Genomic DNA, 15,473 nt, shown 5'->3' with positions numbered 1-15,473 from the left:
CGCTCAGTTGCCTCCGAGAATATCTTCGATGAAAGGACGGCAGCCCGCAGTCAGACCGGCATCGACCGGAAGGATCGCGCCGGTAATGCCCGAAGCACGATCCGACGCCAAAAATGCGACCGTTTCCGCCACTTCACGCGTGTCAACGATACGCCCCAACGGATAAAAGCGCTGCAGGCGGTCCAGCACGCTTACATCCTGCGCGATACGATGATCCCATGCAGGCGTTCTTATCGACCCCGGACAGACGACATTGGCGCGCACGCCCTTCCTTCCGAACTCAACCGCAATACCGCGCGCAAAAGCATTGATTCCGGCTTTGGCAGCCGCATAAGCCGGGTTTCCGAAATGCAGGAGACCGTTGACCGAGGAAATGAAGACAAAAACGCCGTGTCCGCGCGCCGCCATGGCCTGTGCCATGACATTGGAAAATCCGGCAACCGCAGTCAGGTTGAGGTCGATCTCAGAGTCGATATTGCCCTGCCTCAGCCCATCGAAGGTCTCGGCACGGGTCCAGCCCGCATTGTTGATGACAATGTCAGGCAAGCCCAATTCCGCTATGATCCGCTCTGCAGCCAGCTCCAGCCCCTCACGATCAAGCAGATCAAAGGCATGACGCGCATGAAAATCATCGCCGGTCATTGCCTCCAGTGTGGTATCGCAACCGATCACGCGGGCGCCGCGTTCAGAGAACAGCTTGACCAGCGCGCTTCCAACACCGCCACCGGCCCCGGTAACCAGCACCGACTTTCCGGCAAATTCGCCTGCTTGCTCCACGCTATTCCCCTTTTATGCGGCAGCTTTCTGCACCTGTTTATTCCCACCAGCGTAAAAGTCAAAATGTAAGTTTGCAACAAAACTTTTTGCTTGAAAGTACCAATTAAGCCGATAATGTAAGAAAATAACAAAAATAGATCGTCATCGCACCAATGCGGGGCAAAACAAGGGAACGGGAAGATGTCTATCAATAAATGGAAGGCTGGCCTTCTGGCCGGATTGAGCATTCTGGCGCTGTCGTCGGTTGCGAATGCAGGCGAAGTGCGCATGACGGTCGCGGAGTATAGCTCCAAGACCGGCCCCTATTTCGAAGAGGTCAAGAAGGCGTTTGAAGCTGCCAACCCCGGCATTACGCTCAATTTCGAAATTGTTCCGTGGGATGTGCTTCTGCAGAAACTGACCACCGACATTTCAGCAGGCACCAATGCAGACCTTTCGATCATCGGCACACGCTGGCTGATCGACTTCGTGCAGCAGGGCATCGCCGAACCCCTCGACGGTTACATGAACGATGAGTTCAAGGGCCGCTTCATTGAGACTTTCCTGTCTCCGTCCGTCCTTGAGGGCAAGACCTACGGTCTGCCGATCGCAGCCTCTGCCCGCGCCATGTATTACAACAAGGATCTGCTGGCCAAGGCAGGTGTCGAAAACCCGCCCGCAACCTGGGACGAACTGAAAGCCGCCGCCACCAAGATCAAGGCGCTTGGCGGAGAGAATTACGGTTTCGGCTTACAGGGCAAGGAAATCGAGACCGACGTTTATTACTATTACGGCATGTGGTCCTATGGAACAGAAATCCTCAACAAGGACGGCACGTCGGGCCTCAGCACACCGGGCGCACTTGAAGCCGCGAAGCTTTACAAGTCGCTGATCGACGATGGCCTGACCCAGCCTGGCGTCACTTCCTATGCCCGTGAAGACGTTCAGAATCTCTTCAAGCAGGGCAAGGTCGGCATGATGATTACCGCGCCTTTCCTTTCCAACCAGATCAAGGAAGAAGCGCCGAACCTCAAATATGGCGTTGCAGCCATTCCTGCCGGACCGACAGGCGCGCGTGGCACCTATGGCGTGACCGATTCCGTCATCATGTTCCAGAATTCCAAGAACAAGGAGGAAGCCTGGAAGGTGCTCGACTTCCTGTTCCAGACCGAATGGCGCGCCAAGTTCACGCAGGGCGAAGGCTTCCTTCCGGTCAACAAGGAAGAAGCGAAGATGGATTATTACGTCAATAATGCCGATCTCGCCGCCTTCACCGCACTGCTGCCGGATGCCCGCTTTGCACCGATCATTCCGGGTTGGGAAGAAATTGCCGACATCACGTCCAATGCCATGCAGAGCATTTATCTCGGCAAGGGCGAACCTGATGCCGTGCTGAAGGACGCCGCCGCCAAGGCGGACGCGATCCTGAAGAAGTAACACTCCCCGCCTGCCCGGCAGTGCCCTCGCTCTGCCGGGCTTTTTTCTTTTCAGGATTTTGATTGCCGATGCAAAGCCGCACCCTGCCCTATCTCCTGATCCTGCCGAGCCTGCTTCTGGCTGCGGTGGTGATCTTCTGGCCCGTGGTGCATCTCGTTGAAATTGCCAGCCATGACGTGAACCGCTTCGGGCAGCTACGCGATTTCAATGACGGCGCAAATTTCACCGCACTTTTCGCAACGCCCGATTTTCTCAATGCACTCTGGCGCACCGCACTTTGGACCGTCGCCGTGGTTGGCGGCGCGCTGATCGTTTCCATTCCGGTGGCCATCATCCTCAACATGGATTTCTATGGCCGCTCGGTAGCGCGCGTCATCGTCATGCTACCCTGGGCGGTTTCACTCACCATGACTGCCATTGTCTGGCGTTGGGCGCTCAACGGCGAAAGCGGAATGCTCAATTCCGCACTGCGCAATCTCGGCATCATCGACAGCAATATTCAATGGTTGGCGAGCGCAGCTACCGCCTTTCCCATGCAGATACTGGTCGGTATTCTGGTCACGGTGCCTTTCACGACCACGATCTTTCTCGGCGGACTGTCATCCATCCCGGAGGATCTCTACGAAGCATCGTCGCTGGAAGGTGCCAGCCTGTGGCAGCAGTTTCGCGAAATCACCTTTCCGCTGCTCAAGCCCTTCGTGAATATCGCCATCGTGCTCAATACAATTTATGTCTTCAATTCTTTCCCGATCATCTGGGTCATGACGCAGGGCGGACCGGCAAACTCCACCGATATTCTGGTGACGCATCTCTACAAGCTCGCTTTCCGCCTCGGAAAGCTGGGAGAAGCCTCCGCCGTATCGCTTATCATGCTGGCAATACTCCTCGTCTTCACGGCGATCTATATCCGCCTTGCAATGCGGGGAGAACGCTCATGACCGGCTCAAAGCTGAAACGCACAATCATTGCCTGGGCCGTTCTGTCGCCGCTTATCGTGCTGACACTGTTTCCCTTCGCGGTGATGTTTTTCACCGCCGTCAAGCCGCCACAGGAAGTCCTGTCTCCAACTTGGTGGCCAAGCAGCTTCCGCTGGCAGAATTTTTCGGAAATGTGGGTCCAGACCAAATTCGGGCAGGCACTTCTGAACTCGCTTTACGTCTCGATCATTGCTTCCGTCGGCGCCATCATCGTCTCCATTCCTGCCGCCTATGCCATGTCGCGCTTCCGCTTTGCAGGCCATGGTGCATTCCGGCAATTCCTGCTCATTTCGCAGATGATCTCGCCTATCGTTCTGGTGCTGGGTCTTTTCCGGCTGCTCGCCGCCTATGGATTGATTGAAAGTGTCTCCGCGGTCGGTGCAGTCTACATGGCCTTCAACATCGCCTTTACCGTGTGGATGCTGCAGAGCTATTTCGACACCATACCGCGTGATCTGGAAGAAGCCTCGTGGATGGAAGGCGCCGGGCGCGGCAAGACACTGATAAAAGTGTTCCTGCCTCTTTGCCTGCCTGCCATTGCTGTCACGGCAATCTTCACCTTCATCAATGCGTGGAACGAATTCGTCGTGGCGTTGACCATGCTACGCAGGCAGGAGAGCTACACCCTGCCCATTCAGGTCTTCTCGCTGGTAGCGGGGCGCTACACCGTCGAATGGCATTATGTCATGGCGGCGACCTTCCTCGCCACGCTGCCGGTCGCCATCCTTTTCATCTGGCTCCAGCGCTATCTCATCAAGGGACTGGCCCTTGGAGCAGTCAAATAACCGGAGAAAATCATGTCCAAAAAACAGGTCTTCGGCGCATCGCATGTGCCTCTTTCCCCCGCTGTTCGCGCAGGCGACACAGTCTATATTTCGGGTCAGGTGCCAGTCGGACCAAACGGCCAGATCGTTGAGGGCGGCATTGAAGCGCAGACGAAACAGGTGCTCGAAAACGTCAAGGCCGCATTGGCACTTGCAGGCGCCACAATGGAAGATGTGGTCAAAACCACCATCTGGCTGGAAGATGCGCGGGATTTCGGGCGCATGAATGCCGTTTACGGCACCTATTTTCCAAAAGAGCCTCCAGCGCGTACCACTGTCGAATCCCGCCTGATGATCGACATCAAGATCGAAGTCGAGGCCATCGCCTACGCACCGCAGAAATAAGCACGTCACTTCCCCGCACAGAGTATTTCCATGCGCATTTTCACCGCATCGCTTGCGACAGAAACCAATACGTTTTCGCCGGTTCCAACCGATAGAGCCTCGTTCGAAATGGCCTTCTATGCCGCGCCGGGCAAGCATCCGGAAACGCCCACGCTTTGCTCTTCGCCCATTGTCGCATTGCGCAAGCGTGCGGCAGCGGAAGGGCTGACCGTCATCGAAGGCACTGCCACCTGGGCAGAACCTGGCGGTTTGTTGCAGCGACAGGCTTTCGAGGAATTGCGCGATGAAATTCTCGATCAGCTCAAGGCGGCAATGCCCGTCGATGCAGTCGTTCTCGGCCTGCATGGCGCCATGGTCGCCCAAGGCTATGACGATTGCGAGGGTGATCTTCTGGAGCGCGTGCGCACCATTGTCGGGCCGGATATTCTGGTTGCCAGCGAATTCGATCCGCATAGTCACCTGACGCCGAAGCGTGTCGAAAACCTCAATATTTTCGCGTCTTTCCTCGAATTTCCTCACACGGATTTTTATGAGCGCGGCGAGCATGTGGTTGACCTTGCGCTCGATGCCCTGAAAGGTCACATCAAGCCGGTCATATCCACTTTCGACTGTCATATGATCAGTGTGTTTCCCACAAGCAAAGAGCCGATGCGCTCCTTCGTCGACCGCATCAAGGCGATGCACGGCAAGGACGGGATTCTGTCGATCTCCGTCATTCATGGCTTCATGGCTGCCGATGTGCCGGAAATGGGAACCCGCATTCTCGTCGTCACCGACAACGATCCGGCCAAGGGCGCAGCACTTGCGGAGAAACTCGGGCGTGAACTGATCGCCCTGCGCGAGCAGACGCTGATGACCATGTTCGACACTGATCAGGGCATAGATAGGGCATTGGCCGCCCATGCAGCCAATCCTGCCAAACCTGCGGTGATTGCCGATGTATGGGACAATCCCGGCGGCGGCGTTGCAGGAGATGGAACCTATGTCCTTCGCCGCCTGATCGAACGCGGCATCGATAATATCGGCCTTGCCACGATCTGGGACCCCATCGCAGTGACCTTTTGTCATGCGGCGGGCGAAGGTGCGGTGATCGACCTGCGTTTCGGCGGCAAGTCTGGCCCGCTTGGCGGCGAGCCCATTGATGCGCGTGTGACGGTCATGAAGACCCTTGCCGAAGGCTGGCAGAGTTTTGGCCCAAGCCGCGTGACGCTTGGAGCCTCGGCGGTGGTACGAATTGAAGGCACCGAGATCGACATCATTCTCAACACCAACCGGACGCAGACATTCGAGCCGGATATCTTCTCAAATATCGGCATCGACCCGATGAAGAAGGACATATTGGTGGTCAAATCCACCAATCATTTTCATGCAGGCTTTGTGCCGATTGCTGCCGAGATCATCTATGTTGCAGCGCCCAGTTCCTACCCGAGTAATCCGCGCACGACCAATTACCGCAAGCTCAGCCGTGCCATCTGGCCGCGCGTCGAAAACCCTTGGTGACCAAATGAAAAAGCGCGGGATTTCCCGCGCTTTTCTCCTTGATCAACCTGCCAAGTCTAGTGCGCCAGATAGGTTGAGATAATCGGCACGTAAGTAACCAGCGCCAGCAGGATGAACAGCGCCATATACATACTGAATGCCTGGCGGGTGAAATCTCCCACCCTCACCTTCGCAATATTGCAGACCATCAGCATGACCGTTCCGACAGGCGGTGTCAGCGTGCCAATCGACAGGTTGATAATCACGATGATGCCGAAATGTACCGGATCAATGCCCAGAGCCTTTACCGTCGGCATCAAGAGCGGCACCAGAACGATCATCAGGGCCGTACCCTCGATCAGCGCACCGAGAATCAGTAGGATCACGTTGACTGCCAGCAGGAACGCATAAGGATTGCTGGTGAAAGACGAGATAAGCTGCATCAGCGACTGGCCGGCCTGTTCAAGCGAAAACACCCAGGCAAGCGCCGACGACGCCATGATGACCAGCATGACAGACGCAGTCGATTTCGCCGTTTCGATCAGCGAATCCACCACATGCGAGATGCGCATTTCGCGATAGATCACGAAGCCGATAATCAGAACCAGCGTGACAGCAACTGCACCGGCTTCCGTCGGGGTGAAGATGTTCAAGCGGATGCCGCCGATGATCGCGAACAGCAGCAGCACCGCAGGCCATGCCGAAGCGAGTGTCGAGACAACTTCGGCTCCGCTCATCCGCTTTTCACGGCTTGGCTTGTAGCCGCGCTTTACCGATGTGACATAGGCCGCAATCATCAGGATAACGGCGCCCAGAATGCCCGGAATGACACCGGCCATGAACATCTTGCCGATGGAAACATCCGCAATCAGACCATAGATGATGAGCGCAATGCCTGGAGGAATGATGGGCGTAATCAGCGAGCCCGCAGCCGTCACCGCGCAGGAAAATGCCTTGTCATAGCCACGCTTGACCATCTCCGGCACCATCATGCGGGTGAGCATGGCGCTGTCGGCCAGATTGGAAGCGCTGACGCCACCCATCAGAGTGGAAACCATGATGTTGGTGAGCGCCATGCCACCACGCATACGACCGACCAGAATTTCCGCAACCTTGATCAGACGTTCTGCAATACCGGTATGTGACATCACCGTGCCAAGCATGATGAAGAACGGAATGGCGAGCAGCGACGTGTTCTGTGCCGGGCTGATGAAGCGCTGCACGGCAATCGCTATCGGCATCTGGTTGAAGAAGGTGAAATAGGTGAAGACCGCAATCAGAATAGCCACATAGAGGCGCATGTTGAGCGCGATCAGCGCCAGCATGATGAGAACGATAGTTGTCAGGTTCATGCCTTGCCTCCCGCAAAAGCGGCACGCAAGGATTTGAATGCGCCTGCAAACATATAAAGAGCGATAATGACGAAGCCGACCGGCACAGCGATATCGATCCAGTAATAGGAAACCCGCAGCACGTCAGTCACTTTGAACTGAGCCGCAACCGAAAGCTTGTAACCGGCATAGGACACGTAAAGCAGGAACAGTCCCGACAGGATGGAGACGATGGCGTTGACGACATCGCGCACCTTTTCCGACAGCAAATCCACGAGCATTGGAATGGCAAGATGCTGGTTGCTGCGTTCTGCGGCGACACTGCCGAGCATCACGATCCAGATCATCAACAGACCGGCCATTTCCTCGGTCCATTGCAATGGCTGATGCATCCAATAGCGCATGACGACGGCGATGTTGAACATCGCAAGCAGGATGAACAGCGGTACTGCAGCCAGCCATTCGATCAGTTTTTCAAACAGTTTCATCGGATTGAATTCCATAAGCGAACCATGCCGCAGCAACGCCGCGACATGGCAATATCCGAATAAGGATGAATCAGTTCAGTTCGGCTTTGATCTTGTCGTAAAGACCTGGCGACCATTCCGGGAACTGGGTGTAGACCTTTTCAGCAAGCGCCTTGAAAGGAGCACGGTCGACGTCGATGATCTCGACACCGGCTTCCTTCATCTTCTCGATCATTTCATTGTCTTTTTCGATCGTCAGCTTCTGGCTGTAGAGGCCCGCATCATAGGCAGACTCGTGGATCATCTTGAGCTGATCTTCCGGCAGCGTGGAGAAGAAGGCTTCGCCGCCGACGATGAGCGCCACGTTGGTCAGATAGCCGACCTTGCTCAGATATTTGGCTTCTTCCTGGAACTTCTGGCCGTAAAGAACCGAAATCGGGTTCTCAACGCCATCGATCACGCCCTGCGCCAGCGCCGGGAAGGTTTCGCCCAGCGGCATCGGGGTCGGAGTCGCGCCCATGGCCTCGAAGGTCTTGATCTGCATGACGTTGTTTGGCACGCGGATCTTCATGCCCTTCAGGTCTTCCGGCGTGCGGATCGGCTTCTTGGAAATGATTTGACGAATGCCATAGAGATAGTTCGGCATTACGATGTGAATGCCCTTCTTCTTCAGCTCTTCGCTCTTTTCCTTGAACCAGGGGCCGTCATAAACCTTGAACAACTGCGCCGGATCGTCAGTCAGGAACGGACCATAAAGCACGCCGAGGTCCGGGTCATATTCGGCCAGAAAGCCAACGTCGGAAATAGTCACGACATTGAGGCCCATCATGGCCTGCTCGGTCACATCCTTCTTGGAGCCAAGCTGCGAGCTTGGATAGAGTTCGAGCGTGATTTCGCCGTTGCTGCGCTTGGCGAGATCATCTTTCCAGTAATGCATTACCTCATCGAAAGGCTCGCCAGGATTGTTTTCATAGGCAACCTTGATCGACACATTGGCGGCGTATGCAGCCATGCTTCCTGCCAGCAACATGCTGGCGGCGATCATGCCGGTAACGAGTTTCTTCATCTTTGTCCTCCCGTATGGGGTCATTAAACAATTGGCCTTTTGGCCGGTTTCCTCCACTAGCGTCCGATGCCTTCCTTAGTGGCACCGAACATTTGCTTCGATTTTAGTCGTGTTCGATGATGATCTTCAAAACATTGCGATCACCGTCCCAATAGGGAAGTGCCGCTTCAGCCTCATCGAACGGAAATACCTTCGAGATCAGCTTGTCGGCATCCGCCCCAAGCTTTTCCAGATGCGCAATCACGGCTTCGAAATCCGTGAGCGTCGCATTGCGCGATCCCATGATGTCGAGTTCCTTCAGGTTGAAGAACTGTGTCTGGTAGGTGACCGGCGCCTTGGAATAGCCGACATAAACCACGCGGCCTGCAAAGCCTGCCAGATCGACAGCCTGCGTGAAGGTGATCGGCAGGCCGACCGCTTCAAAAGCAACATCCACACCGTCGTCGTTGGTCAGTTCCTGAACCTTTGCGACGACATCTTCACCACCTGGCAGAGCGTGCGTTGCGCCGAATTGCAGCGCCAGTTCGCGCTTTTCAGCACTGGGATCGATGGCGATAACCTTCGCACCGCGCGCAAGCGCGCCAATGAGAACACCCATGCCAATCATGCCGCAACCGAGAACAGCAACCGTATCGCCTGCCTGAACGCGTCCGCGCTCGACGGCATGGAAGCCAACCGAAAGCGGCTCGACCAGCGCCAGATGACGAGGTGCCAGCGTATCGTTCAGGATCAGCTTTTCGGCAGGCAGAACAATCTGGTCAGCCAAGCCGCCATTTTGCTGAACGCCAAGCGTTTTGTTATAACGGCACGCATTAAGCCGACCTTTGCGACAGGACGAACATTCACCGCAATTCGTATAGGGTAGCACGATGACCCGCTTGCCTTTGGCGTAGGCAGCACTGACGCCCTCTCCGGCTTCCATGATCTCGCCGCCGATTTCATGCCCCGGAATACGTGGCAGTTGCACCAGCGGATTAAGCCCCTTGAAGGTGTTCAGATCGCTGCCGCACAGACCCACATGCCGTACCCGCACACGGACTTGACCGGCCTGCAACGGCGCTTCGTCGATTTCTGCAAAACGTGTGACGTTTTCGCTCTCGATACGCAGAGCTTTGACCATCGAATTATTCCTGTCAGTCGTCATTAGAGAAAGGGGATCAGGTTACGGCGCCGACCTGCCAAGGCACGAATTCGTTGTCGCCATAATCGTAGACTTCGCTCAACGTCTTCTCGCCGGATGCTACCGCGATGATATGTTCGAAAATGCGGGTGCCGGACTGCTCTATGGTCTCGTCGCCGGTGACGATACCCCCGCAATTGATGTCCATGTCTTCCTTCATGTGTTCATACATTTCGGAATTCGTGGCGATCTTGATGCAAGGCGAAGGCTTGAAGCCGGAAACCGAGCCGCGTCCGGTCGTGAAACAAATCACGTTGCAGCCGCCAGCCACCTGTCCGGTTACCGCGACAGGATCGTAACCCGGCGTGTCCATGAACACGAAGCCGGGTTCAGTCACGGTTTCAGCGAATTCATAGACGGCCTTGAGCGGCATGGAGCCTCCCTTGGCAACGGCGCCGAGCGACTTTTCCAGAATGGTGGTCAGCCCGCCGAGCTTGTTGCCATGCGACGGATTGTTGTTGAGCTCGTCGCCATTGCGCGCCGTGTAATCACGCCACCAGTCGATGCGCTGCAATAGCTTTTCGGCGACCGCAGGCGTTACCGCGCGGCGGGTCAAAAGATGTTCAGCGCCGTAGATTTCCGGTGTTTCCGAAAGAACGGTCGTGCCGCCATTGCGCACGATAAGGTCAGAGGCATAACCCAATGCCGGATTGGCCGAAATGCCGGAATAGCCATCCGACCCGCCGCATTCCAGCGCCACTTTCAGCTTCGACAGAGGCTGTTTGGTGCGCACCGCCGAATTGACCAGCGGCAGCATTTCCTTGATCTCCGCAATCGCGTGATCGATAGTCTTGCGCGTACCGCCATGCTGCTGGATCGTCATGGTGCGCAGGCGTGAGCCTTCCTCCATGCGATAATGTTCGAGGATCGGCGCAATCTGGTTGGTTTCGCAGCCAAGCCCGATCAGCAATATGCCGCCGAAATTCGGATGCTTGGCATAGCCCTGAATAGTGCGTGTCAAAAGACGATAGCCTTCCGACTTGGTATTGAGCGCGCAACCGCTGCCATGCGTCAGCGCCACGACACCATCGACATTGTCGAAACCGTCGAGACCGCCCATGCGGTTGAAATAATCCGCAATGTAACGCGACACCGTAGCCGAGCAATTGACCGACGAAATCACGCCGATGAAATTGCGCGTGCCGACACCGCCAGCACCCCGGTCATAGCCCATGAAATGACGACGCTCCGCCTCGGGCAGCATACCGCGTTCATCGATATCGATGGAGAACTGATGCTCGTGTTCGGAGGGCAGCATGGCGAGGTTCTGCAAATGCACATGCTCGCCCTGAGCAATATCCTTCGTCGCAACGCCGATCACCTGACCGTATTTCAGGACTTCCTTGCCTTCCGGAATATCGCGAATGGCAACCTTGTGTCCGCGTCCGATCAGCTCGCTGGCCTTGATCCCGTCAAGGCCGATCGGATCACCGGCACGAACCGAAATGCGCGCAACCGCAACATCATCCGACGGATGCAGCAGAATAACCGGCGCAACCGCTGTTTCAACGGATTCATTCATTTGTCTGACCTCACTCCCAAATCGTCCCGGCTAATCACTCGCTGGGTTCGTTATCCATCCAACGCTGCTTGGATCGGTCCAGATGCGTTCGCATGGCTGCCTGCGCCTGAAGCGGATCCCTCGCTTCCAGCGCCGCATAGATGGCTTCGTGCTCGGCCAGAGCCAGAGCCCATGTATCGTTATCCTCGAAGCGCGTCCTGATATGCGACGTCAGTGGACTATGCCGCTCGTCAAAAAGGTCGCGCACGATGCGCACCAGCACGGAATTTCCCGATTGCTCGGCAATGAGCAGATGAAACTGCCTGTCGAGCTCAATCGCCTTGCGCCCAGCATCGACATTCACCTTCATTGCATCAATCGTTGCGCGCAATTCGGCCAGCGTCTCAGGCGTCATGCGCGCGCAGGCCGTAACGACCACGCTGCCTTCGACCATTTCGCGTGCCTGCATGATTTCAAGTGGGCTCTCGCCGATGGAAGCGCCATGCGAAAGCGAACGCTTTTCCGACTCTGCCGTGACGTAAATGCCGGAACCCATGCGGATTTCGACATTACCGGCGATTTCGAGAGCAATCAGCGCCTCGCGTAGCGAAGGCCGCGACACGCCAAGTTGCTGCGCCAGCTCGCGTTCAGCCGGCAGCCTGCTGCCAGCAGGAAACTGGCCATCCTGGATAAGGCTTCTCACCCGATCTGCAATCTGCTGATAAAGCCTGCGGGGTTCCGCGGTTGCCGTAAAGTCGCTCATTGTGCTCCCAAATTCGCCTCTCCTCGAATTGGCCTTACCATATTTCCAACCGGATAGAAGCGCAATATGCTTAAAATCCCGAAGAATTGCGGCAAAAAGCACATTTCCACATCTGGAACCGAACCAATCCCTAGATAAAGATTCCTACTGGCTTGACCAATTTACCGTGCATCGCTTAGTTAAAACCAACGATTTATGGGAGAAGGTCATGCACGAGAAGCCAGCGATCCTACAGTTCGGCACCAGCCGTTTTCTGTTGGCTCATGCCGATTTCTTTGTTTCGGAGGCACTTTCAAAGGGGAAAGCCATCGGGACAATTGCCGTCGTGCAGACGACTTCAAATCCGCAGAGTAGCCAGCGCATTGCCGCTTTGAACGAAAGCCGCAGCTATCCCGTAATGATCCGTGGGCTTGTTGACGGCAAGCCGTCCGAGACCGAACATCAGGCCAAAGGCGTTACCGTTGCCTATTCCGCACATCACGACTGGGCAGCGATTCTCGACCTTGGCGCCAGCGTCGATGTGATCCTCTCCAATACCGGCGACAAGGGCTATGAACTCGACAGAAGCGATGACAGCTCACTTATTGCCAATCCGGATGCATTGCCGAAGAGTTTTCCGGCCAAGCTTCTGATGCTTTTGTATCATCGCTGGCAGCACAATCCCGATGCGCCATTGTCGCTCTTTCCCTGCGAGCTGATCTCGCGCAATGGCGACAAGCTGCGCTCGATCCTCAGTGATCTGGCCCATGACTGGAAACTGCCGGACGGTTTCGTGCAATGGATCCAAACCCGGTGCGTGTTCGCCAACAGCCTTGTCGACCGCATCGTTTCCGAACCCATCGAGCCAATCGGCGCCGTTGCCGAGCCCTACGCGCTCTGGGCAATCGAGAAGGCCGATGGCCTGACGCTCCCTTGCGAACACGACGATATCGTCGTCACCGACGATCTTGCACGCTATGAGCATCTGAAGCTCTACTTGCTGAACCTTGGCCATACGTTCATCGCGGAACAATGGCTTAACGGCAGCCGCCCGAAAGACGAGATCGTGCTGGAAGCCATGCAGGACGAGACGATCCGGAATGAGCTGGAAGCGGTCTGGCGTGAGGAAGTCCTGCCGGTATTTGCTGCGGACGGCCTTGGCGAACAGGCCGAAGCCTATGTAGCTTCTGTACGGGAGCGGTTTCTCAATCCCTTCCTCAAGCACCGCATCGCAGACATTGCTTCCAACCATGAGGAAAAGAAGCGCCGCCGCTTCGCGCCGGTCATTGCCCGCGCGTCGGAACTCGGCCTCAATCTCGCACAGAACCGTTTGAAGGCAGCTGTCGGCTAAGCCATTCGTTCAGCTCGATTTCTGCGCGTTCCAGCGCACTGTAGTTCAGTAGTTTGCGCAAAAGCGCAACCGTCACGGCACGAGCCCGGAGGTTGAAACGCCCTTCTTCCGGCTCACCCTTTTCCTGATAAACGCCAAGTTTTTCATAGAGTTGCTGCAATCTGTTCTGGACGCTTCTCAGCGACAGATTGCGGCGGCGCGCAATAACACGATCCGTAAGCCCCAGTGCGATATCGACCAGAATTTCATATTCACTTTCGCTGAAACCACTGGCATGACCGAGGCTCTTTTGCTGCAAGCCGCGCACCTCGCGGTCGATAACGCATTGCGCTTCGACAAAGATGCTGCGCAATGCCAGCCGCAGCTTGTCGTCGGAAGCCGATTTCAACACATAGCCGTAAGCCGCCCCTTCCGGCACGATGCGCGACACGCCGCGCACATAGGCTTCATCGGCGTAATTCGACCAGAACAGGATGCGCGTTTCGGGATTTTCCTTCCAAATGGTACGGGCCGCCTCAATGCCGTTACGCCCGCTCATCTGCAAGTCCATGACAATATGGGCTGCGCGGTGCTGACGGGCCAGCTTCTCACCTGCCGAGCCGTTGTCGGCTTCCAGCACATCGCTGCATTCAGGCAATGCGGCTCGCACCGCCTCGCCAAGATAGGCGCGGTGCAGCGGATCATCTTCCACGATCAGAACATGCATTTTACTCTCCGGCCTCCCGGCAAATTTCCGCGGGCAGATGGATCGTCACGCTGGTGCCACCGCCTTCCCCATTTTTCCTGATAGCAAAACTTGCAGAAATCAACCGCGCGCGCGTGCGCATATTGTCGATCCCATGCCCGACGCCATGCCCGTCACTGGAACGTTGCACCTGGCGATCCATGCCGATGCCATTGTCAGCGACTTCGACGTGCAGGCGACCGCCCTTGTCGCGGAACGTTACGCGCAACCGGCTGGCATGGGCGTGGCGGATCGTATTGTTGATCGCTTCCTGCACGATGCGGAACAGCGAAGTCGCAACCGTTTCCTCCAGCCGGTCAGCCATGCCCTCACTGTGATCATCCAGCGTCCATTCGATGGATGAGCCGCTATCACGCACCGAGCGATCAAGATGGTTTTCCGTCGCTTGCACAAAACCGAACAACTGAAGGATCGAAGGCTTGGCTTCTTCAATGATTTGCCTGAGATCGTGCATGCAATGCTGGAGCCCACGAAACAGCGGTTCAAGCTGCTCGCCCGAGAGGTCGGGGGCATGGGTGAGCCGTTCTACATGACGCGCAAGACGTGTCAGGTCGGCCAGCGTCTGATCGTGCAAATCCATACCGATGCGATGGCGCTCGGTCTCCAGGGCTTCAGTCAGTTTCAGCGCACCGAAGCGCAAGCCCTCCTCGCGAGCTCTTGCTTCCGTTTCCACGATGGCGGAGCGCTTGGCCTGCTCCGCAGCGCGGATCGCAAAGAAGTATGGTGCAAGCAGATCAGCGATTGATTGAGCATTTTCCACATCCCTCAGCTTGTAGCAGGCGGGCATGAGGCTGGAACAACTGAGCGCGCCGATAATATCGCCCTGCGCTTTCAGGGGCACATGCAGGCGGCCTTTCAGATCATGCTCGATGATCGGACTGGAGAAGGAACCTTCAAAATGAAAGCGCTGATCGGTGCGCGCATCGTCGGTCAGAAGATGATCGACCTCACCGGAAAGCACCGTTCGGATGGGACTGCCCGATAACAGCGCGGGAGGATTGCGGCTCCAGGCCGTCGAAATGCCGCTCTCATAGGCGATGTGGAACTTGCCATCCAGCATCTTGATGCAGACGTCCAGATGGTCATAGGGCACGATATGCGTGATCTCCGCCGCCACCGCCTGAATGATGGAATCGAAGTCGAGCTGTCCCGCCAGCAATCTGGAAATATTCAGATAGTGGTCGAGCAACCTTTGGGGCGCGAGTTCGGCCAAGCGCTTCTCCTCCAGAACGCAAATTGCTCATGAAGCTCTATAATACGCCGTGACATGCT

15 protein-coding genes are annotated in these 15,473 nt (G+C 56.3%); 6 read left to right on the top strand and 9 right to left on the bottom strand.

Features of this window, described 5'->3' with window-relative positions; all coding sequences use genetic code 11:
- Positions 1-3: 3 nt before the first annotated feature.
- Positions 4-777 carry an SDR family oxidoreductase gene (locus F9K91_RS15590; protein WP_151554457.1) on the bottom strand — a complete coding sequence of 258 codons (774 nt, stop codon included), beginning with the start codon at positions 775-777 and terminating at the stop codon, positions 4-6.
- 180 nt (positions 778-957) lie between these two features.
- Between F9K91_RS15590 and F9K91_RS15585 the strand changes: the two genes are divergently transcribed.
- The 5 genes from F9K91_RS15585 (at position 958) to F9K91_RS15565 (ending at position 5,839) form a co-directional block, all read left to right on the top strand.
- The gene (locus F9K91_RS15585; protein ID WP_061346979.1) at positions 958-2,193 is read left to right on the top strand and encodes an ABC transporter substrate-binding protein; all 1,236 of its coding nucleotides are present in this window, start codon (positions 958-960) and stop codon (positions 2,191-2,193) included.
- 68 nt (positions 2,194-2,261) lie between these two features.
- On the top strand, positions 2,262-3,131 hold the full coding sequence (locus F9K91_RS15580; protein WP_151554455.1) for a carbohydrate ABC transporter permease: 870 nt from the start codon (positions 2,262-2,264) through the stop codon (positions 3,129-3,131).
- Positions 3,128-3,955, top strand: coding sequence for a carbohydrate ABC transporter permease (locus F9K91_RS15575; RefSeq protein WP_151554454.1), 828 nt, complete (start codon positions 3,128-3,130; stop codon positions 3,953-3,955). The genes F9K91_RS15580 and F9K91_RS15575 overlap by 4 nt, the downstream gene beginning before the upstream one ends.
- Before the next feature lie 12 nt (positions 3,956-3,967).
- Positions 3,968-4,339: a RidA family protein gene (locus F9K91_RS15570; RefSeq protein WP_151678152.1), complete on the top strand. Its 372-nt coding sequence runs from the start codon at positions 3,968-3,970 to the stop codon at positions 4,337-4,339.
- 30 nt (positions 4,340-4,369) lie between these two features.
- Positions 4,370-5,839, top strand: coding sequence for a M81 family metallopeptidase (locus F9K91_RS15565; protein WP_151678151.1), 1,470 nt, complete (start codon positions 4,370-4,372; stop codon positions 5,837-5,839).
- Between the two features lie 56 nt (positions 5,840-5,895).
- On the opposite strand, the gene F9K91_RS15560 is transcribed toward F9K91_RS15565, so the two are convergent.
- The 6 genes from F9K91_RS15560 to F9K91_RS15535 all read right to left on the bottom strand — a co-directional run bounded on the left by F9K91_RS15560 (position 5,896) and on the right by F9K91_RS15535 (position 12,126).
- Positions 5,896-7,170, bottom strand: coding sequence for a TRAP transporter large permease (locus F9K91_RS15560; RefSeq protein ID WP_061346976.1), 1,275 nt, complete (start codon positions 7,168-7,170; stop codon positions 5,896-5,898).
- Positions 7,167-7,637: a TRAP transporter small permease gene (locus F9K91_RS15555; protein ID WP_192800747.1), complete on the bottom strand. Its 471-nt coding sequence runs from the start codon at positions 7,635-7,637 to the stop codon at positions 7,167-7,169. The genes F9K91_RS15560 and F9K91_RS15555 overlap by 4 nt, the downstream gene beginning before the upstream one ends.
- A 70-nt stretch (positions 7,638-7,707) precedes the next feature.
- A complete protein-coding gene (locus tag F9K91_RS15550; protein WP_012093254.1) occupies positions 7,708-8,682 on the bottom strand; it encodes a C4-dicarboxylate TRAP transporter substrate-binding protein in 975 nt (324 codons plus the stop codon).
- Between the two features lie 103 nt (positions 8,683-8,785).
- Positions 8,786-9,802, bottom strand: a complete 1,017-nt coding sequence (locus tag F9K91_RS15545) for a zinc-binding alcohol dehydrogenase family protein (RefSeq protein WP_151650981.1) — start codon at positions 9,800-9,802, stop codon at positions 8,786-8,788.
- Positions 9,803-9,839: 37 nt separating this feature from the next.
- The gene (locus tag F9K91_RS15540) at positions 9,840-11,384 is read right to left on the bottom strand and encodes a UxaA family hydrolase (RefSeq protein WP_151554449.1); all 1,545 of its coding nucleotides are present in this window, start codon (positions 11,382-11,384) and stop codon (positions 9,840-9,842) included.
- Positions 11,385-11,418: 34 nt separating this feature from the next.
- On the bottom strand, positions 11,419-12,126 hold the full coding sequence (locus F9K91_RS15535; RefSeq protein WP_061346972.1) for a FadR/GntR family transcriptional regulator: 708 nt from the start codon (positions 12,124-12,126) through the stop codon (positions 11,419-11,421).
- A gap of 208 nt (positions 12,127-12,334) precedes the next feature.
- Here F9K91_RS15535 and F9K91_RS15530 point away from each other — a divergent pair, with 208 nt between their 5' ends.
- Positions 12,335-13,456 carry a mannitol dehydrogenase family protein gene (locus tag F9K91_RS15530; RefSeq protein ID WP_151678150.1) on the top strand — a complete coding sequence of 374 codons (1,122 nt, stop codon included), beginning with the start codon at positions 12,335-12,337 and terminating at the stop codon, positions 13,454-13,456.
- Here the strand turns inward: F9K91_RS15530 and F9K91_RS15525 are convergent.
- Positions 13,416-14,162: a response regulator transcription factor gene (locus F9K91_RS15525; protein ID WP_010659092.1), complete on the bottom strand. Its 747-nt coding sequence runs from the start codon at positions 14,160-14,162 to the stop codon at positions 13,416-13,418. The two genes, F9K91_RS15530 and F9K91_RS15525, sit on opposite strands and share 41 nt — an antisense overlap.
- A 1-nt stretch (position 14,163) precedes the next feature.
- Complete coding sequence (locus tag F9K91_RS15520) at positions 14,164-15,414, bottom strand: GAF domain-containing sensor histidine kinase (protein WP_151554447.1); 1,251 nt, start codon at positions 15,412-15,414, stop codon at positions 14,164-14,166.
- Positions 15,415-15,473: the final 59 nt, after the last annotated feature.

It is taken from the genome of Brucella tritici, from assembly GCF_008932295.1.
Taxonomy (GTDB): domain Bacteria; phylum Pseudomonadota; class Alphaproteobacteria; order Rhizobiales; family Rhizobiaceae; genus Brucella; species Brucella tritici.
This window is presented reverse-complemented; position numbering and strand designations above follow the sequence as displayed.

Coding starts and splice junctions, on each gene's coding strand:
- F9K91_RS15550 (WP_012093254.1), bottom strand. CDS start 8,682: ATGAAGAAACTCGTTACCGGCATGATCGCCGCCAGCATGTTGCTGGCA.
- F9K91_RS15525 (WP_010659092.1), bottom strand. CDS start 14,162: ATGCATGTTCTGATCGTGGAAGATGATCCGCTGCACCGCGCCTATCTT.
- F9K91_RS15570 (WP_151678152.1), top strand. CDS start 3,968: ATGTCCAAAAAACAGGTCTTCGGCGCATCGCATGTGCCTCTTTCCCCC.
- F9K91_RS15575 (WP_151554454.1), top strand. CDS start 3,128: ATGACCGGCTCAAAGCTGAAACGCACAATCATTGCCTGGGCCGTTCTG.
- F9K91_RS15560 (WP_061346976.1), bottom strand. CDS start 7,170: ATGAACCTGACAACTATCGTTCTCATCATGCTGGCGCTGATCGCGCTC.
- F9K91_RS15530 (WP_151678150.1), top strand. CDS start 12,335: ATGCACGAGAAGCCAGCGATCCTACAGTTCGGCACCAGCCGTTTTCTG.
- F9K91_RS15545 (WP_151650981.1), bottom strand. CDS start 9,802: ATGGTCAAAGCTCTGCGTATCGAGAGCGAAAACGTCACACGTTTTGCA.
- F9K91_RS15565 (WP_151678151.1), top strand. CDS start 4,370: ATGCGCATTTTCACCGCATCGCTTGCGACAGAAACCAATACGTTTTCG.
- F9K91_RS15585 (WP_061346979.1), top strand. CDS start 958: ATGTCTATCAATAAATGGAAGGCTGGCCTTCTGGCCGGATTGAGCATT.
- F9K91_RS15555 (WP_192800747.1), bottom strand. CDS start 7,637: ATGAAACTGTTTGAAAAACTGATCGAATGGCTGGCTGCAGTACCGCTG.
- F9K91_RS15540 (WP_151554449.1), bottom strand. CDS start 11,384: ATGAATGAATCCGTTGAAACAGCGGTTGCGCCGGTTATTCTGCTGCAT.
- F9K91_RS15535 (WP_061346972.1), bottom strand. CDS start 12,126: ATGAGCGACTTTACGGCAACCGCGGAACCCCGCAGGCTTTATCAGCAG.
- F9K91_RS15580 (WP_151554455.1), top strand. CDS start 2,262: ATGCAAAGCCGCACCCTGCCCTATCTCCTGATCCTGCCGAGCCTGCTT.